Annotated in this window: 21 protein-coding genes and 1 tRNA gene; 14 read left to right on the top strand and 8 right to left on the bottom strand. The window is 72.8% G+C overall.

The window, feature by feature from the left end; genetic code table 11:
* Window positions 1-3 precede the first annotated feature (3 nt).
* Both sepX and AC4BDD_RS10630 read left to right on the top strand, forming a co-directional pair.
* Window positions 4-1,467, top strand: a complete 1,464-nt coding sequence (gene sepX, locus AC4BDD_RS10635) for a divisome protein SepX/GlpR (RefSeq protein WP_490690754.1) — start codon at window positions 4-6, stop codon at window positions 1,465-1,467.
* Window positions 1,468-1,542: 75 nt separating this feature from the next.
* Window positions 1,543-1,616: transfer RNA gene (locus AC4BDD_RS10630), tRNA-Ala, on the top strand.
* Between the two features lie 351 nt (window positions 1,617-1,967).
* Here the strand turns inward: AC4BDD_RS10630 and AC4BDD_RS10625 are convergent.
* Complete coding sequence (locus tag AC4BDD_RS10625; RefSeq protein ID WP_490690753.1) at window positions 1,968-2,552, bottom strand: snapalysin family zinc-dependent metalloprotease; 585 nt, start codon at window positions 2,550-2,552, stop codon at window positions 1,968-1,970.
* Window positions 2,553-2,721: 169 nt separating this feature from the next.
* Window positions 2,722-3,300, bottom strand: coding sequence for a GNAT family N-acetyltransferase (locus AC4BDD_RS10620; RefSeq protein ID WP_490690752.1), 579 nt, complete (start codon window positions 3,298-3,300; stop codon window positions 2,722-2,724).
* A gap of 69 nt (window positions 3,301-3,369) precedes the next feature.
* Between AC4BDD_RS10620 and AC4BDD_RS10615 the strand changes: the two genes are divergently transcribed.
* Window positions 3,370-4,167, top strand: coding sequence for an exodeoxyribonuclease III (locus AC4BDD_RS10615; protein ID WP_490690751.1), 798 nt, complete (start codon window positions 3,370-3,372; stop codon window positions 4,165-4,167).
* Between the two features lie 32 nt (window positions 4,168-4,199).
* Here the strand turns inward: AC4BDD_RS10615 and AC4BDD_RS10610 are convergent, their stop codons facing one another.
* On the bottom strand, window positions 4,200-5,072 hold the full coding sequence (locus tag AC4BDD_RS10610; protein WP_490690750.1) for a MerR family transcriptional regulator: 873 nt from the start codon (window positions 5,070-5,072) through the stop codon (window positions 4,200-4,202).
* Between the two features lie 244 nt (window positions 5,073-5,316).
* On the opposite strand from AC4BDD_RS10610, the gene AC4BDD_RS10605 reads away from it, so the two are divergent.
* From AC4BDD_RS10605 to AC4BDD_RS10590, 4 genes are all read left to right on the top strand, one after another.
* Window positions 5,317-6,981 carry a flavin-containing monooxygenase gene (locus AC4BDD_RS10605; protein WP_490690749.1) on the top strand — a complete coding sequence of 555 codons (1,665 nt, stop codon included), beginning with the start codon at window positions 5,317-5,319 and terminating at the stop codon, window positions 6,979-6,981.
* Window positions 6,978-8,042 carry an alpha/beta fold hydrolase gene (locus tag AC4BDD_RS10600; protein ID WP_490690748.1) on the top strand — a complete coding sequence of 355 codons (1,065 nt, stop codon included), beginning with the start codon at window positions 6,978-6,980 and terminating at the stop codon, window positions 8,040-8,042. Before AC4BDD_RS10605 ends, AC4BDD_RS10600 begins: the two co-directional genes overlap by 4 nt.
* On the top strand, window positions 8,039-8,926 hold the full coding sequence (locus AC4BDD_RS10595) for an SDR family oxidoreductase (RefSeq protein WP_490690747.1): 888 nt from the start codon (window positions 8,039-8,041) through the stop codon (window positions 8,924-8,926). The genes AC4BDD_RS10600 and AC4BDD_RS10595 overlap by 4 nt, the downstream gene beginning before the upstream one ends.
* A gap of 130 nt (window positions 8,927-9,056) precedes the next feature.
* The gene (locus tag AC4BDD_RS10590) at window positions 9,057-9,242 is read left to right on the top strand and encodes a hypothetical protein (RefSeq protein WP_490690746.1); all 186 of its coding nucleotides are present in this window, start codon (window positions 9,057-9,059) and stop codon (window positions 9,240-9,242) included.
* A gap of 122 nt (window positions 9,243-9,364) precedes the next feature.
* Here AC4BDD_RS10590 and AC4BDD_RS10585 read toward each other — a convergent pair whose 3' ends face one another.
* Window positions 9,365-13,093, bottom strand: a complete 3,729-nt coding sequence (locus tag AC4BDD_RS10585) for a S41 family peptidase (protein WP_490690745.1) — start codon at window positions 13,091-13,093, stop codon at window positions 9,365-9,367.
* A gap of 146 nt (window positions 13,094-13,239) precedes the next feature.
* On the opposite strand from AC4BDD_RS10585, the gene AC4BDD_RS10580 reads away from it, so the two are divergent.
* Entirely contained in the window at window positions 13,240-13,839 is a 600-nt protein-coding gene (locus AC4BDD_RS10580) for a TetR/AcrR family transcriptional regulator (protein WP_490690744.1), read from the top strand.
* Window positions 13,840-14,031: 192 nt separating this feature from the next.
* On the top strand, window positions 14,032-16,275 hold the full coding sequence (locus tag AC4BDD_RS10575) for an MMPL family transporter (protein WP_490690743.1): 2,244 nt from the start codon (window positions 14,032-14,034) through the stop codon (window positions 16,273-16,275).
* 96 nt (window positions 16,276-16,371) lie between these two features.
* On the opposite strand, the gene AC4BDD_RS10570 is transcribed toward AC4BDD_RS10575, so the two are convergent.
* Window positions 16,372-16,665, bottom strand: a complete 294-nt coding sequence (locus AC4BDD_RS10570) for a hypothetical protein (protein WP_490690742.1) — start codon at window positions 16,663-16,665, stop codon at window positions 16,372-16,374.
* Between the two features lie 179 nt (window positions 16,666-16,844).
* Window positions 16,845-18,884 (bottom strand): MFS transporter, encoded by a 2,040-nt coding sequence (locus AC4BDD_RS10565; RefSeq protein ID WP_490690741.1) that lies wholly within the window; start codon window positions 18,882-18,884, stop codon window positions 16,845-16,847.
* Between the two features lie 223 nt (window positions 18,885-19,107).
* On the opposite strand from AC4BDD_RS10565, the gene AC4BDD_RS10560 reads away from it, so the two are divergent.
* The 5 genes from AC4BDD_RS10560 to AC4BDD_RS10540 all read left to right on the top strand — a co-directional run bounded on the left by AC4BDD_RS10560 (window position 19,108) and on the right by AC4BDD_RS10540 (window position 23,573).
* On the top strand, window positions 19,108-20,388 hold the full coding sequence (locus tag AC4BDD_RS10560; protein WP_490690740.1) for an energy-coupling factor ABC transporter permease: 1,281 nt from the start codon (window positions 19,108-19,110) through the stop codon (window positions 20,386-20,388).
* Window position 20,389: 1 nt separating this feature from the next.
* Window positions 20,390-21,166, top strand: coding sequence for a cobalt ECF transporter T component CbiQ (gene cbiQ, locus AC4BDD_RS10555; RefSeq protein ID WP_490690739.1), 777 nt, complete (start codon window positions 20,390-20,392; stop codon window positions 21,164-21,166).
* Window positions 21,154-21,933, top strand: a complete 780-nt coding sequence (locus tag AC4BDD_RS10550) for an energy-coupling factor ABC transporter ATP-binding protein (RefSeq protein ID WP_490690738.1) — start codon at window positions 21,154-21,156, stop codon at window positions 21,931-21,933. The genes cbiQ and AC4BDD_RS10550 overlap by 13 nt, the downstream gene beginning before the upstream one ends.
* Window positions 21,934-22,032: 99 nt before the next feature.
* Window positions 22,033-23,241 (top strand): serine hydrolase domain-containing protein, encoded by a 1,209-nt coding sequence (locus tag AC4BDD_RS10545; RefSeq protein ID WP_490690737.1) that lies wholly within the window; start codon window positions 22,033-22,035, stop codon window positions 23,239-23,241.
* Window positions 23,242-23,276: 35 nt separating this feature from the next.
* On the top strand, window positions 23,277-23,573 hold the full coding sequence (locus tag AC4BDD_RS10540) for a DUF1876 domain-containing protein (protein ID WP_490690736.1): 297 nt from the start codon (window positions 23,277-23,279) through the stop codon (window positions 23,571-23,573).
* 168 nt (window positions 23,574-23,741) lie between these two features.
* On the opposite strand, the gene AC4BDD_RS10535 is transcribed toward AC4BDD_RS10540, so the two are convergent.
* Window positions 23,742-24,593, bottom strand: coding sequence for an EamA family transporter (locus AC4BDD_RS10535; RefSeq protein WP_490690735.1), 852 nt, complete (start codon window positions 24,591-24,593; stop codon window positions 23,742-23,744).
* A gap of 389 nt (window positions 24,594-24,982) precedes the next feature.
* Window positions 24,983-26,647: a penicillin-binding transpeptidase domain-containing protein gene (locus AC4BDD_RS10530; protein ID WP_490690734.1), complete on the bottom strand. Its 1,665-nt coding sequence runs from the start codon at window positions 26,645-26,647 to the stop codon at window positions 24,983-24,985.
* Between the last annotated feature and the right edge of the window lie 25 nt (window positions 26,648-26,672).

The raw sequence follows: 26,672 nt of genomic DNA, 5'->3' as shown, positions 1-26,672 counted from the left end.
AGCGTGAGCAGCAGTGGCCTCATCTACGCAGTCATCGTCGGGGCCTGGGCCGCCTACCTGGTGCCCATGTGGCTCCGTAGGCAGGACGAGCTCAACGAGGCCCGTCCGACCGAGCGCTTCAGTACCGCCATCCGGCTCCTGTCCGGTCGGGCGGCGATGGAGCGCCGGTACGCCAGGGACCTCCAGGCGCGTGCCGCCGAGGACGCGGACCTCCCCGAGGAGGGGATGGATCCCGCGGACCACGGGCGGGGCGTGACGGACCCGGACGCGCAGACCGACCTGGTCGACGTCCGGGCCTTTGTCGACCCCGCCGCCGGCGATCCGGCACCCCCGCTGAGCGCCACCGCGATCGACCACTCCGCGTCCGTCCCGGCCGAGTACCCCGGCGCTGACCGCACCGGCCAGCCGGCCGCCGCCGACCGCTCCGGCGTCCCGACGGCCGGTTCCGCCGAGCGCACCCGGCGCGCGCAGGTGCTCGCCCGCCGCCGGCGCACCACTGTCGTCCTCTTCCTCGTCTTCACCCTCGGCGCGGTGGTCGCGGCCGTCGGTGGCCTGGCCTTCCTGTGGGCGCCCGGCATCCCGGCGGTCCTGCTCAGCGCGTACATCGTCCATCTGCGCGCTCAGGAGCGCCGGCGCTTCGCCTTCACCATGGATCAGCGCCGCGCCGAGCTGGCCGCCCAGCGGCTCCGCGAGCGCGGCTCGCGGCCCCGCCCGGCCTCCGGCCCGGCCGACCCGGACCCGTCCGACGGCAGCCCGCGCGACACCGCCACCGGCCGCGCCGCCCGCGCCGACCGCCATCGCGCCGACGCCCCGGACCGCCACCAGGACCGGCGTACCCCCGAGCGCGCCCCGGACCGGCGTGACCACACCCCGGACCGGCGTGACCACACCCCGGACCGCCGCTCCGACGCCCGCCCGGACCGCCGCTCCGACGCCCGCCCGGACCGCCGCTCGGACACCCGCTCAGACCGCCGCTCCGAGACCCGGGGGAACCGCCGCGCCGCGGACCGCCCCGGCGACCGCCCCGCGGACCGCGCCGCCGAGCCCGCCCAGGGCCGGCGTGCCGACCGCCGCCCGGCCGGGGAGGCGGCCGCCGCCGACCCCTCGGCGCGCGCCGCGGACCGCCGCGCCCTCGTCGAGCAGACCGACCACGCGGAGTGGGTGGACCAGCAGCGCGAGCAGGGCCCGGCCGCCGGGGAGAGCTGGGAGCCGGTGCCGGTCCCGCTGCCCACCTACGTCACGGCCCCGGTCGCCCCGCGCGCCACCGGCAACGTCGACCTGGACGCCCCCGACACCTGGAGCTCCGCCCGCTCCAGCGCCGCTGACCCCGCGGCGGGCCAGCCGGCCTCCGCCCCGGACGCCTCGTCCCGCCCGGCCACCGGCTCCCGTCGCACCCGGGACCGCGGCCGCACCCCCCTGTTCGACCAGTACGCGGACGACGATCGACCGCGTGCCGCCAACGAGTGAGTCCCGCGCCGCCGACCAGGGGGGAACGGATTTCAGAGCACCCGCGTGGGGATGCTAGAGTTTCACTCGTTGCAAGGGCCTGTGGCGCAGTCCGGTAGCGCACCTCGTTCGCATCGAGGGGGTCAGGGGTTCAAATCCCCTCAGGTCCACAGCACAGACGAAGGTCCCGGCCGATCATCTCGATCAGCCGGGGCCTTCGTCGTTTCCGTGTCTCCTCAGCGGCGTTGTCGGCGCGGCGGGATACCTTGTCGTCAACGGGCACCTGCCGGAGGGGACATGGCTTCGGTCTGACCCGGCATCACCGTTGGCAGCGTCGGGACGGCGATCCAGGCCGGTCTGCCGCTCGCGGCACGCATCGCCCGGGCACGCACCGCCGTTCCCCTGCGCGGTGGAATCCCCGGCGCTCCGGGTGGCCGATGACGAGGACTCACCGCCCGAGCGGGAGCCGAGGGCCGGCGGAGCGGAGGGGCGACGGGCTGCCGTTCCCGAGCGGCCGGGGCTCAGTCCTTGAAGACCGGGGTGGGCCGGACCCCGGCGAGATCGGCGAAGGCGCCGCCGAAGTCGGACTCGACCTCCGCCTTCTCCGCCGCGTTCGGGTACGGGTTGGTGCAGGAGACCCCGCCGGTGGAACCGGACATCAGGCTGGAGCAGGGGCCGGGCTTCCGGTCCGGCAGTCCGAGGATGTGGCCGAGTTCATGGGCGGAGATCCGGACGGTGTTGTAGCCCTCGTCGACGGCCTGACGCCCGATGTAGACCGTGCCGTTGCCGAGACTGGTCGGCAGCGCGCGGGGCCAGCCGTTGTCCGCGATGACACGGATGTTGGCGCGCTGCCCGGCCGCCACCGGACGCAGCTCGACGTTCTCCACGCTCTCGTTCCAGACCGCCGCGCCCCGGTCCACCGCGCTCTTGAACTCGGCGGCGGCGCTCGCGTCATAGGTGACGATCCGGGGCACGGCGGCGCGGTCCTGCCCCTCGGCGGGGGCGGCGGTCGCCGGTCCGCCGGACAGGGTCAGGGCGACCAGGAGCGCGGCCGGCACGGCGGGGACGAGTCTGCGGGACGTGCGGGAGGACATACGGAAGGACATGGGGCCTCCTCGTGGGGGGTGAGGTGAGCGGGTCATGACAACCCGCTCTCGGCCTCACTGCCCACCCCCGGGCGTGGCCAACCCCGGAATCCGGCCATCTCGCCGGCGGCCGGGCGCGGATGCCAGGGTGCGGGCGCGAGCCCCCGCGCCCGCCCGCTCGGGCGCGCTGCTAGCCGCGCTGGGGGGCCGACGTCTCAGAGGCTGGCGACTGAGGGGCCGGCGACTGAGGGGCCGACGCCTGCCGAGCCGGCGGAACGGAGGGCGGCGTCGGCTGCCGCAGCGGCTTGCCCATGCAGCGGCTGGCCTCCTCGTGGCGGTACAGCCCGAACTTGGTCACCGGGACATACCCGGAGGAGGCGTACAGCGCTATGGCCTCCGGCTGCTTGATGCCGGTCTCCAGCACCATCCGCACCCGGCCCGCCGCCCGCGCGCTCTCCTCCAGCTCGGCGAGGACCCGGCGGGCCAGACCGAGGCCGCGCGCCTCGCGGATCACGTACATCCGCTTGAGCTCGGCGTCCCCGTCCGCGTACCCCTCCTCGCTCCGCTCCCGGGAGCGCCAGCCGCCGGAGGCGACCGGGCGGCCCTGGGCGTCGTACACCAGGAGATACAGCCCGTGCGGCGGGTCGAACTGGGCCGGTTCGAGCGGGGTCATGTCGCCGTCGCCGTAGCGCTCGGCGTACTCCAGCTGGACCTCGTCATTGAGCATGACGGCGTCTGGGTGGTCGTAGCGGACGCGGCGGATCTCCATTCGTACGATCGTACGGCAGCGGGTGAGCACGTAGGCTGCCCCGGGTCCTATGCGATTCGGGAGCAAGCTGTGCTGACTGTGACGACCGTCAATGTGAACGGGCTGCGCGCCGCCGCCAAGAAGGGCTTCCTTCCGTGGCTGGCGGAGACCACCGCCGACGTGGTGTGCCTTCAGGAGGTGCGGGCCGAGCCCCAGCAGCTCCCGGTCGAGGCGCGGGAGCCGGAGGGCTGGCACGCGGTCCACGCCCCGGCCGCCGCCAAGGGCCGGGCCGGGGTGTCGCTCTACTCGCGGCGGGAGCCCGACGAGGTGCGGATCGGCTTCGGGTCGGCCGAGTTCGACGGCAGCGGCCGCTACGCGGAGATCGACCTGCCCGGTGTCACCGTCGCCAGCCTCTACCTGCCCTCGGGTGAGGTCGGCACCGAGCGGCAGGACGAGAAGCTGCGCTTCATGGCGGAGTTCCTGCCCTACCTCAAGGAGCTGCGCGAGCGGTCCGCGGCGGATGGACGCTCCGTGCTGGTCTGCGGCGACTGGAACATCGCGCACCAGGAGGCCGACCTGAAGAACTGGAAGGCCAACCGCAAGAGCGCGGGGTTCCTGCCGGAGGAGCGCGCCTGGCTGACGCGGGTCTTCGACGAGGCGGAGTACGTCGATGTGGTGCGCGCGCTGCACCCGGGCGTCGACGGCCCGTACTCCTGGTGGTCCTACCGGGGCCAGGCGTTCGACCGGGACTCCGGGTGGCGCATCGACTACCACGTGGCGACCGCCCGGCTGGCCGAGCGCGCGGTCAAGGCGCAGGTGGAGCGGGCCGCGAGCTATGACCAGCGCTGGTCGGACCACGCGCCGGTCACCGTGGTGTACGAGCTGTAGCGCACGCGCGGTCACCCGAGCGCGTCACCTGGTCAATGGGGCGGCGGCTCCGGCCGGTCCGCCTGCTCCTTGAGCCAGGCCGCCAGCTCGCTGCGCATCCGGCGGTCCATCGCCATGGACAGCTCCGCGTCCACCACGCTCTTGGCGATCGGGCGCAGCCGCTCGACGATCTCGGTGATACGGGTCACCTCCGCCCGGTCCGCGAGGGGCGTGTCCGCCGCACCGCCCCGGCCGGCCACCGCCTGCCTGCCCTCCCCGTCCGCCGTCTCGTCCGCGGCCTGCTTGCCCTCCGGACCGTCCGCCGTGTCCGCCGGGCGCTCCAGGGCCTCGGCCAGCACATGGGTGCGGATCAGCTCGGTGAACGCGCCCGCGATCGCGTCCACCTGGGTGCGCAGCTCCCGGGCGACGCCGAGGACCGCGGCCAGCGGGATGCCATGGTCGACCAGGGCGCTGGAGGCATCCAGCAGGCGGCGGCTGATGTGCACGATGCTGTCGCCGTCGACCGCCAGATAGCCGAGGTCGAGCGAGGCGGCCAGGTTCTCCGCGGTGACCTCGCCCTCGAAGTAGTCGGCCAGCTCCTCGGGGGTCAGCCGGACCGGGGTCTCCTCGGACCAGGGGACGGGGAGCGCGCTCTCCAGGCCGAGCAGCTCGCCGACGTCCCGGCCGCTTTCGAAGGCGGTGAGCAGGTCCGCGATGCCGCCCAGGGTGTGGCCCCGCTCCAGCAGCGCGGCGATGGTGCGCAGCCGGGCCAGGTGGTGGTCGTTGTACCAGGCGATGCGGCCCTCGCGGCGCGGGGGATCGATGAGCTTGCGCTCCCGGTAGAAGCGGAGGGTGCGGACGGTGATGCCGGCCGCCTTGGCCAGCTCCGCCACCCGGTACTCGCGCGCCTGTTCGCTCTTCGCCACGCCAACAGCGTAGGGGCCCGCGGACGAAGTCCGGGCGCCTTCCTTCGAGGGGGTGGTGGGTGACGGGCCCCCCTCGGCGACCACCTGGGTGCAACCGGCGGTAACTCCTGTTGTCACACCCCTACCGCCGAGTAGCTCCCTGCCCTACCCTGCGATCGTGCCAGTGATTACTGGCGCGGTTGCGGGCGCCGACGGCTTCATGGGCATTCGGCGGGCGGTTTCAAGGGACTCGGGAGGCGGCGCCATGGCGGGGCTGACGCGTGAGCACGTACGGGTGGCGGTGATCGGATCCGGATTCGGCGGCCTGGGGGCCGCCGTCCGGCTGCGCCGCGAGGGCATCACCGACTTCGTGGTGCTGGAGAGGGCCGGGGCGGTCGGCGGCACCTGGCGGGACAACACCTACCCCGGGTGCGCCTGCGACGTGCCCTCGCATCTGTACTCGTTCTCCTTCGCGCCCAACCCCGAGTGGCCGCGGAACTTCTCCGGCCAGCCGCACATCCGCGCGTACCTGGAGCACGTCGCCGACACCTTCCGGCTCCGCCCGCACCTGCGCTTCGACTCCGAGGTGCGGAGCCTGCGCTGGGACGGGGACGCGCTGCACTGGGAGATCACCACCACGCGCGGCGGGCTCACCGCCGATGTGGTGGTCTCCGCGACCGGGCCGCTCTCCGACCCACGGATCCCCGACATCCCGGGCCTGGACTCCTTCCCCGGCAAGGTCTTCCACTCCGCCCGCTGGGACCACGACGCCGACCTGCGCGGCAAGCGCGTCGCGATGATCGGCACCGGCGCCTCGGCGATCCAGATCGTGCCCGCCATCCAGCCGGAGGTCGAGCGGCTCACCCTCTTCCAGCGCACCCCCGCCTGGGTCCTGCCGCGCATGGACCGCCGGATCACCGGCGTTGAGCGCTGGCTGCACAGCCGGGTGCCGGCCACCCGCGCGCTGCGCCGCGGCGCGCTGTGGGGACTGCGGGAGCTCCAGGTCAGCGCCTTCACCAAGCGGCCCCGCGAACTCGGCCTGGTCGAGAACCTGGCCAAGGCGCACATGCGGCGGGCCGTGAAGGATCCGGCGCTGCGTGCCAAGCTCACCCCCGACTACCGCATCGGCTGCAAGCGCATCCTGCTGTCCAACAGCTACTATCCGGCGCTCGCCGCCGCCAACACCGAGGTCATCGCCTCGGGGCTGACGGAGGTGCGCGGTTCCACGCTGATCGCCGCTGGGGGTACCTCCCAGGCCGGAGGCTCTGGGGGAGGTACGGAGAGCGAGGCCGACGTGATCATCTTCGGCACCGGCTTCCACGTCACCGACATGCCGATCGCGCAACGCGTCACCGGGGCCGATGGCATCACCCTCGCCGAGGCGTGGAAGGACGGCATGGAGGGGCTGCGCGGCACCACCGCGACCGGCTTCCCCAACTTCCTGACCATCATCGGGCCCAACACCGGCCTGGGAAACAGCTCGATGATCCTGATGATCGAGTCCCAGCTGAACTACCTGGCGGACTATCTGCGGCAGCTGAACATGCTGGGCGGCCGGGAAGGCAAGGCCGCGCTGAACGCCCGACGCTCCGCGGTCGACTCCTGGACCTCGCACATCCAGCAGCGGATGCGGCGCACGGTGTGGAACACCGGCGGCTGCGACAGCTGGTACCTGGACGCGGCCGGACGCAACACCACCGTGTGGCCCGGCACCACGGGCGAGTTCCGGCGGGCCACCGCGCGGGTCGACCTCGCGGAGTACGAGGTGCTGCGCGCCCCGGCCGCCCGGCCCGACGCCGCCCGGCGGTCCGCGGGAGCCGCGTCCGCGGGAGCCGCGGTCCCAGCCCCAGCCGCGCCCGCCGGAGCCTCCGCGTCCGCCGAAGCCTCCGCGCCTGCCGGGGCCGAGGGTTCTGGGGAGGTGGCCGCGTGAGCCGCCGGCCTCGCGGGCTGGTCGGCCCGTACGCGCCGCCCGCACCGCGCCGCGAGCTGACGGTCACCTCGGCCGACGGCTCCCGGATCCACGCCGAGGTGCACGGCCCGGACGGCGCCCCGGCCGTCGTGCTGGTGCACGGCTGGACCTGCTCGACCGTCTTCTGGGCGGCGGTCCTGCGGCAGCTGTCGGCCGAGCACCGGGTCATCGTCTACGACCAGCGCGGCCACGGCCGCAGCCCGGCGGCCGGCCGGGACGGGTGCAGCACCCGCGCCCTCGCCGACGACCTGGTCGCGGTGGTCAAGGCCACCCTGGAACCGGGTGAGCGGGCGGTGCTGGCCGGTCACTCCATGGGCGGGATGACCCTGATGGCCGCCGCCGACCGCCCGGAGCTGCGCGAGCACGCCGCGGCCCTGCTGCTGTGCAGCACCGGCAGCTCCCGGCTGGTCGAGGTGTGCACGGTCTGGCCGCTGCCCGAGGGCCGGATCCGCACCGCCCTGACCCGGCTGCTGGTGATCGCCCGCGCCGCCCTGGGCCCGGTCACCCCGCTGGCCCGGCTCTCGGTGCGGTACGTGACCATGGGCCGCCGTGCGACGCCGCTGATGGTCGAGGCGGGTACCCGGATCGTCTACGCCTGTCCCCGGGGCGTACGAGCCGACTGGGGCCGGGTGCTGGCGACCCTGGACCTGGATGCCGAAGTGGCCCGGCTGGACGTGCCGACCCTGGTGATGCAGGGCACCGACGACCGGCTCACCCCGATCCGGCACGCGCGCGAGATCGCCGCACGCCTGCCGGAGTGCGTCGGGCTGACCGAACTGCCCGGGCTCGGGCACATGACCCCGATCGAGGACCCGGCGGCGATCAGCGGTGGCATCCGCGACCTCGTCACCCGCTATCTGACCGCCGACGGGAACCCTGAACGTGCGCGGGACCAGGTCCCCCGGCAGCCCGCCGCGCGGAACACTCGGCACACGGCACAGCACACCGCACAGAACCCGGCACAGAGCACGGTGCAGCACACCGCACAGCACACCGACGAACCGAAGGAGCGAACGGCATGAGCGCACGCAGGAGCCTGGAGGGCCAGGTGGCCGTGGTGACGGGTGCCGCGCGCGGCGTCGGCGAACTGCTCGCCCGCAAGCTCTCCGCGCGCGGCGCCCGGGTGGCGCTGGTCGGACTCGAGCCGGACGAGCTGAAGGCGGTGTCGGAGCGGCTGCACACCGAGTCGGCGTACTGGCACGCCGATGTCACCGACCACGAGGCGATGGCACGGGTCGCCGAGGAAGTCCGGGACCACTTCGGCACGGTGGACATCGTCGTCGCCAACGCCGGTGTCGCCACCGGCGGCCCGTTCGCCGACTCCGACCCCCAGGCATGGCGGCGGGTGATCGAGGTCAACCTGATCGGCTCCGCGGTCACCTGCCGGGCCTTCCTGCCCGCGCTCGCCGCCAGCCGTGGCTACTTCCTCCAGATCGCCTCGCTCGCCGCGATCACCCCGGCCCCGATGATGACGGCCTACTGCGCCTCCAAGTCCGGGGTGGAAGCCTTCGCGCACAGCCTGCGCGCCGAGGTCGGCTACCAGGGCGTGCGGGTCGGGGTCGGCTATCTGAGCTGGACCGACACCGACATGGTGCGCGGCGCCGACCAGGACGAGGTGATGCGCGAGCTGCGGCAGCGGCTGCCCTGGCCGTCCAACCGCACCTACCCGCTGGGCCCGGCGGTCGACCGCATCGTGGCGGGCATCGAGCGCCGCTCACCGCATGTCTACGCGCAGTGGTGGCTGCGCGGCATGCAGTCGGTGCGCGGCTACCTGCCCGGGCTCATCGCCACCGTCGGACAGCGCGAGGTGCGGCGCTTCGCGCCCCGGCTGGGCACCATGTCCCGAGGGCTGGTGGGCGCGGGCGGCGCGGCGGACGAGAAGGCGCGCGCGGAGCGCGGGGGCTGAGCCGTTCACCCTGGGTAGACGGCGCTGACCTGCGGCGATGCCCATTTGCCGGTCCGGAATGCGAAGTATTTCGCTGCGTGTCAGTCTGGTCGGGGCCCAACCCCCTATCACCCACTGAGGAGTGACACCGATGGGCATCAAGGACGAGATGCAGGGCAAGGCCCAGCAGGCCAAGCGGAAGGCCCAGCAGGCCAAGGAGCAGGCGCAGGAGCGTGGTCGGCAGGCTCGCGACACGAGCCAGGACCGCGAGCGGGAGCAGCCGCGCCGCGAGGACGCCCAGCGACCCGAAGACACCCAGGAAGAGCTGGACTTCTGACTCCCTCACGCGCGTGCACCGCGTGAGGGAAACGAAAGGGGGCGCACCCCGCGGAGTGCGCCCCCTTCTCCATGCCCCCTTCTGCGTGCCGACCGACCGCCGTTGGCTCCCGCCGGCCCCCGTCAGCTCCCGTTGCGGGGCGGGAGTTTCGGCCGCCGCCGGTCCGGCACGTCCGAGTAGTCCGGCGGGCCCGCCGAACCGTGCCGCTCCAGCAGGTCGAGGGCGACCCGTACCGCGTCGTCCATCTGCTTGTGCCGGCCCTCGGCCCAGTCCAGCGGGGTGCGCTCCACCTCGATGTCCGGCTCGACGCCGTGGTTCTCCACGCCCCAGCCGTACGCGTCGAACCACGCGGCGTTCATCGGAACCGTGATCGTGGTGCCGTCCACCAGCCGGTGCCGGCCGGTCATCCCCACCACCCCGCCCCAGGTGCGCAGGCCCACCACCGGGCCGATGCCCAGCAGCCGGAACGCGGCGGTGATCATGTCGCCGTCGGAGGAGGTCATCTCGTCCGCGATCGCGACGATCGGGCCGCGCGGGGCGTTGCTGGTGTACGACACGGGCTGGGCGTTGCGGGTGAGGTCCCAGCCCATGACGGTGCGGGTGAGGGCCTCGACCACCAGCTCGCTGATGTTGCCGCCGGCGTTGCCGCGGACGTCCACGATCAGTGCGGGGAAGGACATCTCGCGGCGCAGATCGCGGTTGAACTGCGCCCAGCCCGAGCCGCCCATGTCCGGGATGTGCAGGTAGCCGCACTTGCCGCCACTCAACTCGCGGACCACCTCGCGGCGTTTGGCCACCCAGTACTGGTAGCGCAGCGGGCGTTCGTCGATCAGCGGCACGACCGCCACCCGGCGCTGATGCCCGTCCTGCTCGAAGGTCAGCTCCACCGTCGTCCCGCCCGCCGCGGTGAGCAGCGGATACGGCCCGGCCACCGGGTCCACCGGCCGGCCGTCGACATGGGTCAGCACGGCACCCTCGCGGATGCCCGAGCCCGCCAGTGGGGAACGCGCCCGGAGGTCGGAGGACTCGCCGGGCAGGATGCGGGCGACGGTCCAGGAGCCGTCCTTGCCATGGACGAAGTTGGCGCCCAGCAGGCCGATCGGCCGCTGGTAGTGGCGCGGCCCCTCATTGCGCCGGGCCACCCCGACGTAGGCGTGCGAAGTGCCCAGCTCGCCGAGCACCTCGCGCAGCAGGTCGGCGAATTCGTCGGGCGAGGCGACCCGTTCGACCAGTGGCCGGTACTGGTCCAGCACCCCGTCCCAGTCGACGCCGCACATCCCCGGCTCCCAGAAGTACGCGCGGATGATGCGCCCGGCCTCGTCGTACGCCTGCCGCCACTCCGCCGCCGGGTCGACCGTGTGCTGGATGCGCCGCATGTCGATGTAGACGGTCGAGTCGCTGTCGCCCGGCTCGTTGGCGGGCGCCGCGCGCAGCTCGCCCTCGTCGTTGACCACCAGCCGGGTGCCGTCGCCGCTGACCGCGAACCAGTCCAGGCCGCTGGTGAGTTCGGTCCGCTTGGCCTTGACCAGGTCGAAGTGTTCCAGGGTGGGGCGGCCGGAGGTGTCCGCGGGGTTGGCGAAGGTCTCGCCGAGCGCGCCGGAGATCGGCCAGCGCAGCCACACCAGCCCGCCGCCGCTGACCGGATGGAGGGAGGAGTACTTCGAGGCGGCCACCGGGAAGACCGTCACCCGGCTCGCCAGCCCCTCGACCTCCACCATCACATGGCCCTCGCCGCCGGCCTCGCCCTCCTCCGCGTCGATGCCGGGCCGGGTCCAGTCCTCGGGGTCGAGCCCGCCGGCCGCCGGGCGCCCCTCGGGGGAGAGCGCGAAGGGGGAGGGGGTGGCCGAGGACAGCGGGACGAGATACGGGCGGCAGCCCAGCGGGAAGGACAGGTCGCCGGTGTGCACGTCGTAGACCGGGTCGAAGCCGCGCCAGGAGAGGAAGGCCAGGTACCGGCCGTCCCGGGTGAACACCGGCTGCTCGTCCTCGAAGCGGCCGTTGGTCACGTCCACGATCGTCCGGTCCTTGAGCCGGGCGATCTTGATCTGCCGCAGTGACCGCCCGATCCCCGGATGCGACCAGGCCAGCCAGGCCGAGTCGGGGGAGAAGGCCAGGTCGCGCACTGGTCCGTTGACCGAGCGGGTCAGCTCGACGACCGCACCTGGCCGCGGCGCGCCACCGCCGGCCCCGGCTCCCGGCCCGCCGGCCCCCGCCCCGGGCTCGCTGCCGCCGGCGCCAGGCCCGCCGGCCCCGGGCTCGCCTGAGACGCCCGGTGCCCCGGGCTGCGGCGCGCCTGGTTCCGGCGTCCCGGGCTGAGTTGCGCCTGGTTCCGGTGACCCGGGTTCCGGTGCTCCGGGCTCGGGCGTCCCGGGCTGCGGCGCGCCTGGTTCCGGCGAACCGGGCTGGGGCGCACCGGGTTCGGGCGCGTCGGGCTGGGGCGCCCCGGGTTCGGGCGCCCCCGGTTCCGGGGCGCCCGGTTCCGGTGCCGTCGGCCCCGGCTCTCCGGGCGTCGGCGCACCCGGTCCGGGCGCGCCCGGTTCCGGCCCGCCTGGCCCGCCCGGCCCGCCGGGCGTCGGTGCGGCCGGTTCCGCCGTCGGCGCCTCCCCCTCGTCCTCGTCCACGTTCACCAGCAGCAGCCGGCCGTCGTCCGCGGCCACCGCCAGCTGCCGCCCGTCCGGCGAGGCCAGCAGCTCATGGACCCGGCCCAGCTCGCCCACCGCGATGCGCCGCGGCCGCCGGGGCCCGCTCACCCGCGGCAGATGCGCGATCTCGATCGCGTCCGCCCCCTCGGCATCGGTGACGTACGCGACGCGCCCGCTCGACCCCAGCATCTCGGGCAGCCGGATCCGCACCCCGGGGGTGTCCGCGATCGCCCGGGCCGGGCCGTCCCGGTGGGTCAGCCAGTACAGGCTGCCGCGCACGCACACCGCGCTCGCCCGGCCCGTGGTGTCCACGGAGAGCGAGTCGACATGTGCCGCGGCCGGCACCTGGTAGCCGCGCCGCCCGGCGCGCGGCCCGCCCAGCCGGACCTCCAGCCGGCGGGGACCGGCGTCCGGGCTCAGGTCGTCCACCAGCCACAGGTCGCCCGCGCACTGGTAGACGACGCGGCTGCCGTCGGTGGACGCGTGCCGGGCGTAGAAGTCGTCGTGATCGGTGTGCCGGCGCAGGTCGGAGCCGTCCGGCGCGCAGGAGTAGAGATTGCCGACACCCTCGTGGTCGGAGAGGAAGGCGATCCGGCCGCCGACGAACATCACCGAGTCCAGATGTCCGTAGAGATCGGGGAGCAGCCGGGTCCCGTGCAGCCACATCCGGCCCATGGCCCCGCCCCGATATCGCTTCCAGGCGGCCGGCTCGTGCGGCGGGGTGCCGGTCAGCAGCAGGGTGCGGCGCTCGCCGTCCACGTCCCCGACGGCGATGTCGGAGACCGGGCCCCAGGGCAGCCGCCCGCCCGGACTGCCGTCGGTGGGCAGGGTGTAGGCCCAGGAGAAGTAGGAGAACGGCTGGTCGTGGGAGGAGACGGCGAGGATCTGGGAGGTGCCGTCCTTGTCCGGCGGTGTCCAGCCGCAGACCCGAGCGTCGATGCTGCCCCAGTAGGTGAGGCGGCGGGTCGTGCCGCCGTCGACCGGGGCCAGATGGATCTCGGGGTCCAGGCTGCGCCAGGTGGTGAAGGCGATCTGGGAGCCGTCGGGGGAGAAGCGGGGATGTCCCACGCGGGTGCGGTCGACGGTCAACCGCCATGCCCGCCCGGCGGGCGAGCCCGGAGCGGCCAGCGGGGCCACCCACAGATCGTCCTCGGCCGCGAAGCACAGCAGGTCGCCATGGAGATGAGGAAACCGGAGATAGGCGCTCACAAGTCCATGCTTTCGGCCCCCGCTGCCCGCGGCAACTTGTTCTGTGACAGAGAACACCATCGAAACCGAGGGGTTTCGATACGTCATATCGTAAGGTGGATGTGTACGAAACCGTTTCGTTCGAATTGGGGGGGTGTGCGATGCAGATGGAGGCGACGACAGTGGAATCGGCCCCCTCGCGCCGCAGCCGGCTGACCCCTGAGCGGGAGGTCGAGCTGTACGAAGCCGTGGTCGAACTCCTCGCCGAGGTCGGCTACGACAGCCTCACCATGGACGCCGTCGCGGCCCGCACGCGCTCCAGCAAGGCCACGCTATACCGGCAGTGGAAGAGCAAGCCGCAGCTGGTGGTCACGGCGCTGCGCAGCACCAAGCCCGTCTCGCTGGAGGACATCGACACCGGATCGCTCCGCGGCGATCTGCGCGAGGTCGTGCTCTCCGGTCGTGACCGGGCGGAGCAGGACGCGGCGCTGATGCGCGGACTCGGCTTCGCCGCCCACGAGAACCCCGATCTGCGGCAGGCGCTGCGGGAGTTGCTGATCGTCCCCGAGATCGCCGCTCTCGACGGCCTGCTCAAGCGTGCCGTCGACCGTGGCGAGATCGCCCCGGACCGGCCGGCTCTGGCCTATGTGCCGCACATGATGTGCGGCGCCTTCACGGCCCGCCCGCTGATCGACGACGCCGAGGCCGACCCCGAATACCTCCTCACCTACATCGACGCCGTGGTCCTCCCCGCCCTCGGAGTCTGAAGACCCCACCGGTGCCCGCGTCCCTCCTCACCGGCACCGGAACAACCGCATAGAGAAGCACCACCAGCACCACCCGGCACCACCAGCAAGAACAGCACCACCAGCATGTCCACGCCCGACCCGGTACGCCGCTCTCGTCGCCGGGCCGGTCTCCGCAGTTGCCACTCCTACCCGACGGGAGCACCTCTCCTCGTGGCCACGTTCCTCTACAAACTCGGCCGTTTCGCGTTCAGAAAACGCCGCTTTGTCGCACTGACCTGGATCGCACTGCTCGTGGTCGCCATAGTTGGCGCCGGCAGCGCTGGCACCCCGCCCAATGACGAGTTCTCCGTGCCCGGTACGGAGGCCCAGAAGGCCTTCGACCTGCTGGAAGAGCGGATGCCGGACGTCAGCGCCGACGGCGCCACCGCCCGCGTGGTCTTCCGCGCCCCCAAGGGCCAGCACATGGACGACGACAAGAACAAGGCCGTCGTCGCCAAGGTCATCAAGGAGCTCAAGGGAAGCTCCGACGAGATTGCCCGGGTGGACGATCCGTATCTGACCGGCGCCGTGAGCAAGGACCGCACCACCGCGTACATCCTGACCTCCTACAAGGTCAACGCGATGGAGATGGACAAGGACTCCAAGGAAGCGCTCAAGGACGCGGGCGAGAACGCCCGCGACTCGGGCCTCGCCGTCGAGATCGGCGGTGACGCGCTGGAGGAGATGCCCGAGCAGGGCGCCACCGAGATCATCGGTATCGCCATCTCCGCGGTCGTGCTCGCGATCACCTTCGGCTCGCTGGTCGCCGCCGGACTGCCGCTGCTCACCGCGCTGATAGGCGTCGGCATCGGCATCTCCTCGATCACCGCGCTGGCCCACCCGCTGGGCCTGTCGAACACGACCTCCACACTGGCGATGATGATCGGCCTGGCGGTCGGCATCGACTACGCCCTCTTCATCGTCTCCCGCTACCGAGCCGAGCTGGCCGAGGGCCGGGAGCGCGAGGAGGCCGCCGGGCGGGCGGTCGGTACCGCGGGCTCCGCGGTCGTCTTCGCCGGTCTGACCGTCGTCATCGCGCTCGTCGGCCTGGCCGTGGTCAACATCCCGGTGCTCACCAAGATGGGTTGGGCCGCCGCCGGTACGGTCGTCATCGCCGTCCTCATCGCCATCAGCCTCATCCCGGCCCTGCTGGGCTTCGCGGGCAAGCGGGTCTACGGCAAGAAGGCGCGCAAGCGGATGGAGGAGGGCAACGCGCCCGCCAAGTCCGACAAGCCCAACATGGGCACCCGCTGGGCGCGTGGCATCCTGCGCCGCCCGGTGCTCGTCCTGCTGATCGGCATCATCGGTCTGGGCGCCGCCGCGGTCCCCGCCGCCAAGCTGGAGCTGGGCCTGCCGGACGACGGCTACCAGCCGACCAGCAGCACCAAGCGCAAGGCGTACGACATGGTGTCCGAGGGCTTCGGCCCCGGCCTCAACGGCCCGTTGATGATCGCCATCGACGCCAAGGGCAGCAAGGACCCCAAGGCCGCGGTCAAGGAGGCCCACGACACCCTTGAGGGACTCAAGGACAAGGGTGTCGCCATGGTCTCCCCGGTCACCGAGCACTCCTTCAACAAGGCCGGTGACACGGCCCTGCTGACGGTCATCTCCAAGTACAAGCCGAGCAGCGTCGACACCGAGGACCTGGTCGCGGAGATCCGGGACACGGCCGACAAGATCCAGGCCGAGACGGGTGCCGAGGTGCTGGTGACCGGCACCACCGCGATGAACATCGACATCTCCAAGAAGCTGAACGACGCGCTGGTGCCCTACCTGCTGCTCGTCGTCGGCCTCGCCTTCCTGCTGCTGATGATCGTCTTCCGGTCTGTGCTGGTGCCGCTCAAGGCCGCCCTGGGCTTCCTGCTCTCGGTGGTCGCGGCGCTCGGCGCGGTGGTCGCGGTCTTCCAGTGGGGCTGGCTGGGCGGTCTGTTCGGCGTCGAGGAGACCGGCCCGATCATGAGCATGATGCCGATCTTCATGATCGGTGTGGTCTTCGGTCTCGCGATGGACTACGAGGTCTTCCTCGTGACCCGGATGCGGGAGGCGTACGTGCACGGCGAGAAGCCCGGCGAGGCCATCGTCACCGGCTTCCGGCACGGCGCCCGGGTGGTCACCGCCGCGGCCATCATCATGATCGCCGTCTTCTCCGGCTTCATCGGCTCCTCCGAGCAGATGGTCAAGATGATCGGCTTCGGCCTGGCGATCGCGGTCTTCTTCGACGCCTTCGTGGTCCGGATGACCATCGTCCCGGCGGTGCTGGCCCTGCTCGGCAAGTCCGCCTGGTGGCTGCCGAAGTGGCTGGACAAGCTGCTGCCGAATGTGGACGTCGAGGGCGAGGGCCTGCAGAAGCACCTGACCGCGCAGCAGTCGGCGCAGCGGAACCAGGACCCGGACGCGGAGCTGACGCGCGTCTGAGCCTGACGTTCTGACCTGCGGGCGGGGCGGGGTTCGGGGATTCTCCCCGGCCCCGCCCCTTCGCATGACGGTGGTCTCTGCCGCCCAGGCGATCCGCTACTGGATGACCTCGTAGATCTCCTTGTAGCCGGATACCGCGTTGCTGTTGAGCGTATCGATCAGTGACTGGGCGTTCTCATCCGGATTCACGAAGAACGATCGCTCCATGGTGAAGTACTGGTCGAGGCTGTCGAATTCCCATTGGCAGACGACCGTGTCCATGGGACCGGCGTAATCGACGTAGATTCGCCGGTTCGCGTACCCGGCCTCTTCAAACACCTTGGTGAGGGTCTTGAAAGCCGCCACGATCTCCGGCGCTTTCCCGCGTTCAGCTTGGTAGACCTCGCGCATCATGTACATCATGTGGCCCTGCTTTCCTGCTCGGGCAGTAATCGACTAGCAGGCGCTGTTTTTCATGCTAAGTCGACAAAATGTCGCTCGCATGCCGAGCGAAGTCCGGCTGTCAGACCCGTCGTTGGCGCAACCGCCCCGCCGCCGACCCTCAAACGCCTATCCGCGGGAGCGCTTGGTCAGACCGGGGCGTGGGACTGGTGTTCCTCGGCCTCTTCCAGGAGCTTGGCGGCGATCCGGTCCAGCGCGCGGTCCAGCCGTTGCCGGTCCGCCGCGTCGCCGACCACGTCCCAGTCCTCCAGGCGCTCGTCCAGCCAGCTCCGCCAGGCGGTGCCGAGCCGGTCGATCTCGGTCTGGCCGGCGGGGGTCAGCGACAGTTCGTCGCCGTCCCGGTGGGCGTAACCGGCGGCGGCGACCCGGGTGAAGGCGGGTTCCAGCACCTCCGGTGGCATCCGGTGGGCGGCGGCGATCTCGCTGAGCGGCGCCCGGCCGCGCAGCCGCGTGCGCCAGTGGATCTGGCCCAGGGCCCAGGCGTCGCCGGGGCCGAGCGGGGAGCCGGACTCGGCGATCAGCAGGCGGTCCACCGGCTCCTTCGCCCGGCGCATCACCCCGGCCACCGCCCGCTCCAGCTGGCGTTCGGCGTCGGGGGAGTCGGGGGCGGAGAAGCCCTCGCCCATGTCGGCCGCCCCGGCGCGTGAGCTGTCACGCAGCGGCACTTCCTTGAGGAACCAGGCGATGACGAAGCCGGCGGCGGCGACCGGCACCACCCACCCGAAGACGTAGTTGATGCTGTCGGCGTACGCGTCGATGAACGGCGCCGCCCGCGCGTCCGGCAGATCACGCAGCGCCTGCGGGCTCTGGGCGACCTCCGGCGGCACTCCGGGGGAGTCGGTGAACGCCGCGCGCAGGTCGGTCTCCAGCCGGCTGCTGTAGAGGGTGCCGAAGATCGCGGTGCCGAAGGAGCTGCCGAGGGTGCGGAAGAAGGTCACCCCGGAGGTGGCCGAGCCCAGTTCGTGGTAGGACACGGTGTTCTGCACCGCGATGGTGAGCACCTGCATGGCCAGGCCGATGCCCAGTCCCAGCACGAACATGTAGAGCGACACCAGCCAGACGCCGGTGTCCGGGCCCATCGTCGACATCAGGTACAGGCCCAGTGCCATCACCGCGCAGCCCGCCACCGGGAAGTAGCGGTAGCGCCCGGTCCGGCTGACCACGATCCCGGAGAGCATCGAGGTGCCGAGCAGGCCGACGATCATCGGAAGGGTGCGGACCCCCGACGTGGTGGCCGAGACCCCGTCCACGAACTGCAGGTACGTCGGCAGGTAGGTGAGCGCGCCGAGCATCGCGAAGCCGACGATGAAGCTGAGCGTGCAGCAGACGGCGAACACCGGATTGCGGAACAGGCGCATCGGCAGCGTCGGCTCGGCGGCCCGCAGCTCCACGGCCACGAAGGCGATCAGCAGCAGCACGGAGGCCGTGAAGAGGCCGATGATGACGGCCGACCCCCAGGCGTACTCGTTGCCGCCCCACTCCAGGGCGAGCACCAGGCCCGAGGCGCCCAGCGCCACCAGCACGATGCCGGCGTAGTCGATCACCGGCCGGACCGCGGCCTTCACCGCCGGAATGGTCCGGGCGGCCATCACGATCATCACGGCGGCGATCGGCACGTTGACGTAGAAGCACCAGCGCCAGGTCGCGTGGTCGGTGAAGACCCCGCCCAGCGTCGGTCCGACGACGGTGGTGACGCCGAAGACCGCGCCCAGCGCGCCCTGGTACTTGCCGCGCTGCCGCAGCGGGATCACATCGGCGATCAGCGCCATCGCGGTGACCATCAGCCCGCCGCCACCGAAGCCCTGGATCGCGCGGGCCACGATCAGCATCACCATGCTGTTCGCAGCGCCGGCCAGCACCGAGCCGCCGACGAAGACCACCGCACTGATCTGGAAGATCACCTTCCGGCCGAAGAGGTCGCCGAACTTGCCGACCAGGACCGTCGACACCGTCTCCGCGAGCAGATACGCGGTGACCACCCACGCCATGTGCCCGCCACCGCCCAGATCGGCCACGATCGTCGGCAGCGCGGTGGAGACGATCGTCTGGTCGAGCGCGGCCAGCAGCATGCCGAGCACGATCGTGGTGAAGACCAGATTGGTGTGCCGCCGGCCCAGCGCGGCCGGCGGCGCGGGGCTCGCGGGGCTCTCCTCGGCGACCGTCGTCATGGTCGTGTCACCTCCGCAAGGCAGGTAACCCGTCTCCCCAGCATTCGGCCGAATGGCCGCAGGCGCCACCGGTGGAGCCGCGAACGGGCTTCTCGCACTCGTCCAGCTCTTGCAAACCCTTCGCATCTGGCCACTATCATCGAGCGGATATCCATGGCCTGGTATGGCCTGGCGTGGATGTCCGCGGCCGATCACGAACCCCCCGGATACGGAGCTTCGAAGCATGCATGTCCCCGACGGATTCATCGACGCCCCGGTGTCGGTGGCGACCGGCGCGGTCGCGGCCGCCGCCGTCGCGGTCAGTCTGCGCGGCGCACGCAAGGAGTTCGCGGACACCGCGGGCGCTGACGGCCTCGGCACCGGCCCCGGCGGCGAGCGGACCGCGCCACTGGCCGGTCTCGTCGCCGCCTTCATCTTCGCCGTGCAGATGCTGAACTTCCCCGTAGGCGCGGGCACCAGCGGACACCTGCTGGGCGGCGCGCTGGCCGCCATCCTCGTCGGCCCCTTCACCGGTGTGCTGTGCGTGTCCGTGGTGCTGCTCATGCAGGGCGTGCTCTTCGCGGACGGCGGCCTCACCGCGCTCGGCGTCAACATCACCGACATGGCCGTGGTCACCACCGTCGTGGCGTACGGGATCTTCCGGGCGCTGGTGAAGGTGGGGCCGCGCGGCCGGCGCACGGTCACCGTCGCCTCCTTCGTCGCCGCGCTGGTCTCCGTACCGGCCTCCGCCATCGCCTTCACCGCGATCTTCGCCGTCGGCGGCACCACGGACGTCTCCGTGACCAAGGTCTTCACCGCCATGGTCGGCGTGCACACGCTGATCGGCATCGGCGAGGCGGTGATCACCGCGCTGACCGTCGGCGCCGTGATCGCCGTCCGCCCGGACCTGGTCCACGGCGCCCGGGGCCTGTCCCGTCCGCTTCAGCTGCGCACCGTCCAGGTCGCCACCCCGGCGGTCCCGGGGGCCACGGCACGGTCCACGGCACGGGTCGGGGAGCAGCGTGACGGGGAGGAGCGGCCCGCGGCGCGGCCGGAGCCCGGGGCCGCGGAGCAGCCCGCTTCGCGGCCCGCGCCGCAGGCGGCGCCCCGATCGAACCGGAAGCTGTGGCTGGGCGGGCTGGCCGCCGCGCTCGCCTGCGCCGGCATCGTCAGCTACTACGCCTCCGCCGACCCCGACGGCCTGGAGAAGGTCGCCCACGACAAGGGCATGGACAGGAAGGCCGAGGAGCACGCCGCGAAGGACTCCCCGCTCGCCGACTACGGCGTGGAGGACATCACCGACCCGCGGCTGTCCGGCGGGCTGGCCGGGGTGATCGGGGTCGGCGCCACCCTCGCCGTCGGCTCCGGGGTCTTCGTGGTGGTCCGCCGCCGCAAGTCCGCCGAGGCAGGCCCGGCCGCGCTGCCCGAGCCCGGCGGCCTGCCCGAGCTCGAGAGCCTCGCCGAGTCCGCCGCGTCGCCGGAGCCCGTCGCCTCGGGGTCCGAGCAGCGGAACAAGACGGTCTGACATGGGGGCGGGCCACGCGCACAAGCTCTACCGGCGGGGGCACTCGCCGGTGCACCAACTCCCTCCGCACTGCAAGATCGCGGCCGTGGTCTGCTTCGTGCTGGCGGTCGTCGCCACGCCGCGCGAGGCCGTCTGGGCCTTCGGGGCCTACGCGCTGCTGCTGGTCGCCGTCGCCGCGGTGGCGCGCGTCCCGGCCCGCTTCCTGCTGCGCCGGCTCCTGATCGAGATCCCCTTCGTCGCGTTCGCGCTGCTGATGCCGTTCGTCGCCGAGGGCCCGCGCACCCAGGTGCTGGGGATGTCGCTCAGCGAGTCCGGGCTGTGGGGCGCCTGGAACATCCTGGCCAAGGGCACCCTGGGCGTCGCCGCATCCGTACTGCTCGCCGCCACCACCGAGCTCCGCGCCCTGCTGCTGGGACTCCAGCGGCTGCGGATGCCCCCGATGCTGGTGCAGATCGCCTCCTTCATGATCCGCTACGGCGATGTGATCAGTGACGAGATGCGGCGGATGCGGATCGCCCGCGTCTCGCGCGGCTTCGAGGCCCGCGGAGTGCGGCACTGGGGCGTCCTCGCCAAGTCCGCCGGGGCCCTGTTCATCCGCTCCTACGAGCGCGGTGAGCGGGTCCACCTGGCCATGATCAGCCGGGGCTACGCCGGCAGCATGCCGGTGATCGATGATGTGACCGCGACCCGCGCCCAGTGGGCGTACGCCGCCGCGCTGCCGCTGGCCGCGCTGGCGGTCTGCCTGACCGGATGGACCCTCACCGGATGGATGACATGACGCCTCCCCCGCCGCCCTCCCTCCAGGTGTCCGGCCTGGCGTACGCCTACCCCGACGGCCACCAGGCCCTGTTCGGCGTGGACCTGACCATCGCCCGGGGCGAGCGCGTGGCGCTGCTCGGGCCGAACGGCGCCGGGAAGACGACCCTGGTGCTCCACCTCAACGGCATTCTCGAGCCCGGCGCGGGCACGGTCGGCGTCGCCGGGCTGCCGGTCGGCCGGAAGCACCTCGCGGAGATCCGCCGCCGGGTCGGCATCGTCTTCCAGGACCCCGACGACCAGCTGTTCATGCCGACCGTGCGGGAGGACGTCGCCTTCGGCCCGGCCACGGCGGGACTGCGCGGAGCCGAGCTGGAGCGCCGGGTGGCCTCTGCCCTGGAGCAGGTCGGCATGGCCGAGTTCGCCGACCGGCCGCCGCACCACCTCTCCTTCGGCCAGCGGCGGCGGGTGGCGGTGGCCACCGTGCTGGCGATGGAGCCGGAGATCCTGGTGCTCGACGAGCCCTCCTCCAACCTCGACCCGGCCTCCCGCCGCGAACTCGCCGACATCCTGCGCTCCCTGGACGTCACCGTGCTGATGGTCACCCACGACCTGCCGTACGCGCTGGAGCTCTGCCCGCGCTCGGTGGTGCTCAGCGGCGGGGTGATCGTCGCCGACGGCACCACCCACGACCTGCTCTGCGACGAGGGGCTGATGCGGGAGCACCGCCTGGAGCTGCCGTTCGGCTTCGACCCCAGGTCGGTGACCGTCCCGGACCCGCGCGGCTGACCGCTTCGCCACCCGCCGGACCTCCCCGCCCCGGGATGATGCGCCGCCGGCGCGCTGTTGCACCATGGGGGACCGACAGGGGACCAGGCGACGACGGTCATGGCAGGGAGTGCATCAGTGGTGGACGTCCAGGGCGCGGTGGCGGACGGTTTCGAACCGGTCCGGGACGCCTTCGCGGAGAACTTCGCGCGGCGCGGTGAGCGCGGCGCCGCACTCGCCCTCTACCTGCACGGCCGCAAGGTGGTCGAACTCTGGGGCGGCACGAAGGATGCCGATGGCGAGGGAGCGGACGGCGAGGTGCCGTGGACCCGGGACACCGCCCAGGTCGTCCGCTCCGCGACCAAGGGTGTCGCCGCCGCCGTGCCCCTCCTGCTCCACCAGCGTGGCCAGCTCGATCTGGACGCCCGCGTCGGCAGGTACTGGCCCGAGTTCAAGGCGGCGGGCAAGGAGCGGGTGCTGGTGCGGCACCTGCTCTCGCACCGTGCCGGGGTGCCCGTGCTGGACACCCCGCTCACCACCGCCGAGGCCGCGGACGGCGTCTCCGGGTCGCGGGCCGTCGCCGCCCAGCAGCCGGTCTGGGAGCCGGGCACCGCGCACGGCTACCACGCCCAGACCTACAGCTGGACCGTCGGCGAGCTGGTCCGCCGGGTCACCGGGCGCACCATCGGCCGCTGGGTCGCCGAGGAGATCGCCCGCCCGCTGGGCCTGGGCCTGTGGATAGGGCTGCCGGAGGCCGAGCGTGGCAGGCTGGGGCGGATCGCCTCCGTCCAGGCCCCGGTGCCGCCCGCCTCGGCCGGGCTGCGGGTCCGCCCCAAGCGGTCGGTCACCGAGGCGTACGACGACCCCACCTCGCTGACCCGGCGGGCCTTCGCCGCCATCACCCCCACCCCGGACGAGAACGACCCGGCGTACAGCGGCGCCGAGCTCGCCGCCTCCTCCGGGGTCGCCACCGCGGACGGCCTGGCCCGCTTCTACGCCGCGCTGATCGGCCCCGTTTCGTACGGCCGCGCCCTCTTCGCCCCCGCCACGGTCACCCTGGCGCGCACCGAGGAGTCCGCCGGACCGGACCGGGTGCTGGTGGTCAACACGCGCTTCGGCCTGGGCTACATGCTGCACAGCCCAGCCTCCCCGCTGCTGGGCCCCGGCTCCTTCGGCCACCCCGGCCGCGGCGGCTCGCTGGGCTTCGCCGACCCCGAATCCGGCATCGGCTTCGGCTACGTCACCAACGGAATGCAGCGCGGCGTCACCGCCGACCCGCGCGCCCAGGCGCTGGTGCGGGCCGTGCGCCAGGTGATCGACCGGGGCTGAGGTGTGCGCCGCCTCCATCGGTGTGACCATGGGAAGTGGGCACTGGGCAGGAGGCGGTGATCACCATGGGCGTGAACTGGAACGTACAGATGAGCATCACCGCGGTGGACCGGGTCACCATGTGCGAGGCCCGGCTCACCGGCAAGGAAGGTGTGGTGCTGGTTGGCGATGGTTCGGCGCGGACCAATCCCGCCGATGAGAACGTCCCCGCCATCGGCAACGAACTCGCCGCCGCGCGGGCGTTGTCGGACCTGGCGCACCAGCTGCTGCACACCGCGGTGCGGGACATCGAGGAGCACACCCACGAGAGGGTGCAGGGCCTGGCGGAGTAGTGGACGTACGTGGCGGAGTAGCCGGCTTCGGCCCGCCGCGTGCTCCGTAGGAAGCCCGCCGCGGCGTGCGCCGCCCACGGGCCGGCGCCGCCCGCCACGGCCTGCGGGCCCGGCCGGCGCGCAAAGCGCCGTGGGCTCAGCCGACGCGTATCCGCGGGCCCCGCCGCCTCAGCCGGCGCGCAGCATCAGGCCGATGCCCAGCACCATCAGGCCCGCCGCCGCGATCCTCGGCCCCCCGAAGCGCTCCTTGAAGAAGACCGCGCCGATCGCCGCGCCGACGATGATGGACGACTCGCGCAGCGCCGCGATCGGGGCGAGCGGCGCCTTGGTCTGCGCCCACAGCACCAGCGCGTACGCCGCGACGGACATCGCCGCGCCGAGCAGCCCGCGGACCGCGAACGGCCGCACCAGGGCGATCAGCCGCCCCCGGTGGCGGGCCCAGGCGTACGCCGGGACGATCAGCCCCTCCAGGACCATCAGCCAGGCGATGTAGCCGAGCGGGGTGTCCGAGGCCCGCACGCCCAGACCGTCGACCACCGTGTACGCGGCGATGGACAGACCGGTGGCCAGCGCGGCGAGCAGCGCCGGCCAGTGCGGCCGGGCCGCGGAGCCCCTGAAACCCCACAGCGCCACTCCGACCAGGCCGGCGCAGGCGACCGCCACTCCGGCCGCCTGCCAGGCGTTCAGCGTCTCGTCGACGAGGAGCGCCGCGAGCACCGTCACCGCGAGCGGCGCGGTGCCGCGGGCGATCGGATACATCTGGCCGAAGTCGCCGAGGGTGAACGACCGCATGAGCAGCACCTGGTAGCCGACGTGCAGCAGCGCGGAGGCGATCAGATACGGCCAGGCCCCGGCCGCGGGCAGCGGCGTGAAGCAGGCGAGCCCGGCCCCGATGGCCGCGCCGCCACCGGCGATCAGGGTGAAGGCGAGGAGCTGGTCCTTGATGCCGTGGGCGATGGCGTTCCAACTGGCGTGCGTGACCGCGGCCAGCAGGACCGCTGCGGCTATCAGCGGGGTCATGGTGTCCCGCCCGCCGTCCCGGCGCCGGGACGGGGGCGCGGTGGACCCGCGAGGGAGCGTCGCGGACGGGGAAGGGTGCGCTCAGGGCAAGCGATCATGATGTGACGGTAGCGGTGGATGTACATGCCACGCGAGGTGATGTCGCCCGCCTCACAGGGGCTTTCGGCCGCACCGGAGACCGGGAGCGGAAGCCCGTCGAGCCGGAACGCGAGCGCCGGAACCTGAGTGCCGGAGCCCGTCGCACCGGAGCCCGTGCCGGAGCGCGTCGCACCGGAACCCGTAGCGCCGGCGCCCGTCGCGCCGGCGCCGTCCGGGAAACGGAACCGGGCGGGGATCCGGCGGCCCCGCAGGGCGCGCCGGGTCCCCGCCCGGACTCATCCCGTCGGGCGTCAGCCCGCCTTCAGCACCGATGCCACGATCGGGCCCGCCGTGTCGCCGCCGTGTCCGCCGGCCGGGACCACGGCCGCCGCCGCGAGATCACCGCGGTAGGCGGTGAACCAGCCGTTCGGCTTCTCCTGGCCGTCCACCTCCGCCGAACCGGTCTTGGCGCCCATGTCGCCGCCGACCCCGGACATCGCCTGCGCCGCCGTGCCCGAGGTGGCGGTGAGCCGCATCAGGTCGCGCAACTGCTTGGCGGTGCCCGGCTTCAGCGACCGGGCGGCCTTGGCCAGGGTGCGATGGTCCAGCGCGGGCGAGACCAGGTACGGCTGCCGGAAGACGCCGCTGTGCACGGTGGCCGCGACCGACGCCATGTTCAGCGGGTTCATCCGCACCCCGCCCTGGCCGATCAGCGAGGCGGCCATCTGCGCGTCGCTCTGCACCGGCACCGACCCGTCGAAGGTCGCCACCCCGGTCTGCCAGTTCAGGCCGATCCCGAAGACGTCACGGGCCTCTTTGGTGAGGTCGTCGTCGGCGAGCTTCGGCGCCTGGCTGATGAAGGCGGTGTTGCAGGAGCGCGCGAAGGACTGCGCGAACGAGCCGCCCTCTATCTGGAACTTGTCGTCGTTCTGGAACTTCCAGCCGCCGTACGAGGAGAACTTCGGGCAGGGGTGCGGCTTGCCGTACCCGGCCAGGCCCTTGTCGATCAGCAGCGCCGAGGAGATGACCTTCATCGTGGAGCCGGGCGCCAGCGAGCCCTGGAAGGCCAGGTTGAAGCCCTCGGCGGGGGCGTTGGCGACCGCCAGGATCTCCCCGGTGCTCGGCTTGACCGCCACCACCGCGGCCTTGGAGCGCTTGGCGACCGCCTGCTCGGCGACGGTCTGCAGCGACGCGTCGATGGTGGTGCGCAGGGTGCCCGGCGTCCCCTTGGAGAGCACCTTCAGCGTCTCGTCGGGCAGCCGCTTGCCGTCGGCGCCCTTGCCGCTCGTGGTCTTCTTGGCGCGGGAGATCCAGGTCTCCACGCCCGCCGTGCCGCCCGCCTGCTTGCCGTACCGCTCGCGCAGGCCCGCCAGTACGGCCTTGAGCGCCGGGTGCTCGGCGGCCTTGAGCTCTTTGCCGTTCCGGTCCACGGCCTTGATCGGCGGGGCGTCGGCCGGGCCGGTCCGCAGGGTGTCGCCGGGCCTGAGCCCCGGGTGCACTACCGAGGGCTGCCAGTCGACGACCGCCTTGCCGGTGGTCTTGTCCCGCACCACGGTCAGCGTGGAGGCGTAGGCGAGCGGGGCGCGCTGCTTGGCGTACGCCACCTCGGCGTTCACCGAGAACGCCACCGTGCCGCCCTTCCGGCGGCCGGGCACCAGGCGCACCGTGCCGATGTGGGCGTCCTTGCGGAAGGAGGTGAGCGCGGCGGTGGCGGCTCGCTCGTCATCGGTCAGGGACGCGGCCTTCGCGGTGTCACCCGCCGCCCACGCCGCCAGGAAGTCCTTGGTGGTGGCCCGGACCTCGGCCGCGCTCGGCGGACCGGACGGCAGCCGCTTGGTCACCGGCTTCCCGCCCTTGATGCCACTGCCGCCGTCCTCGCGGCCGGACGCGGACGAGCCGCCGCCCCCGCAACCGGCCGTACCGACGAGCATGACGAAAACGCCACCGACGACCGCGGCTCTGGCGCCACTTGGCATGCGAGAACCCCCACAGCTCCTGAAA

The organism is Streptomyces sp. JLBT605 (assembly GCF_058215555.1).
This window is presented reverse-complemented; position numbering and strand designations above follow the sequence as displayed.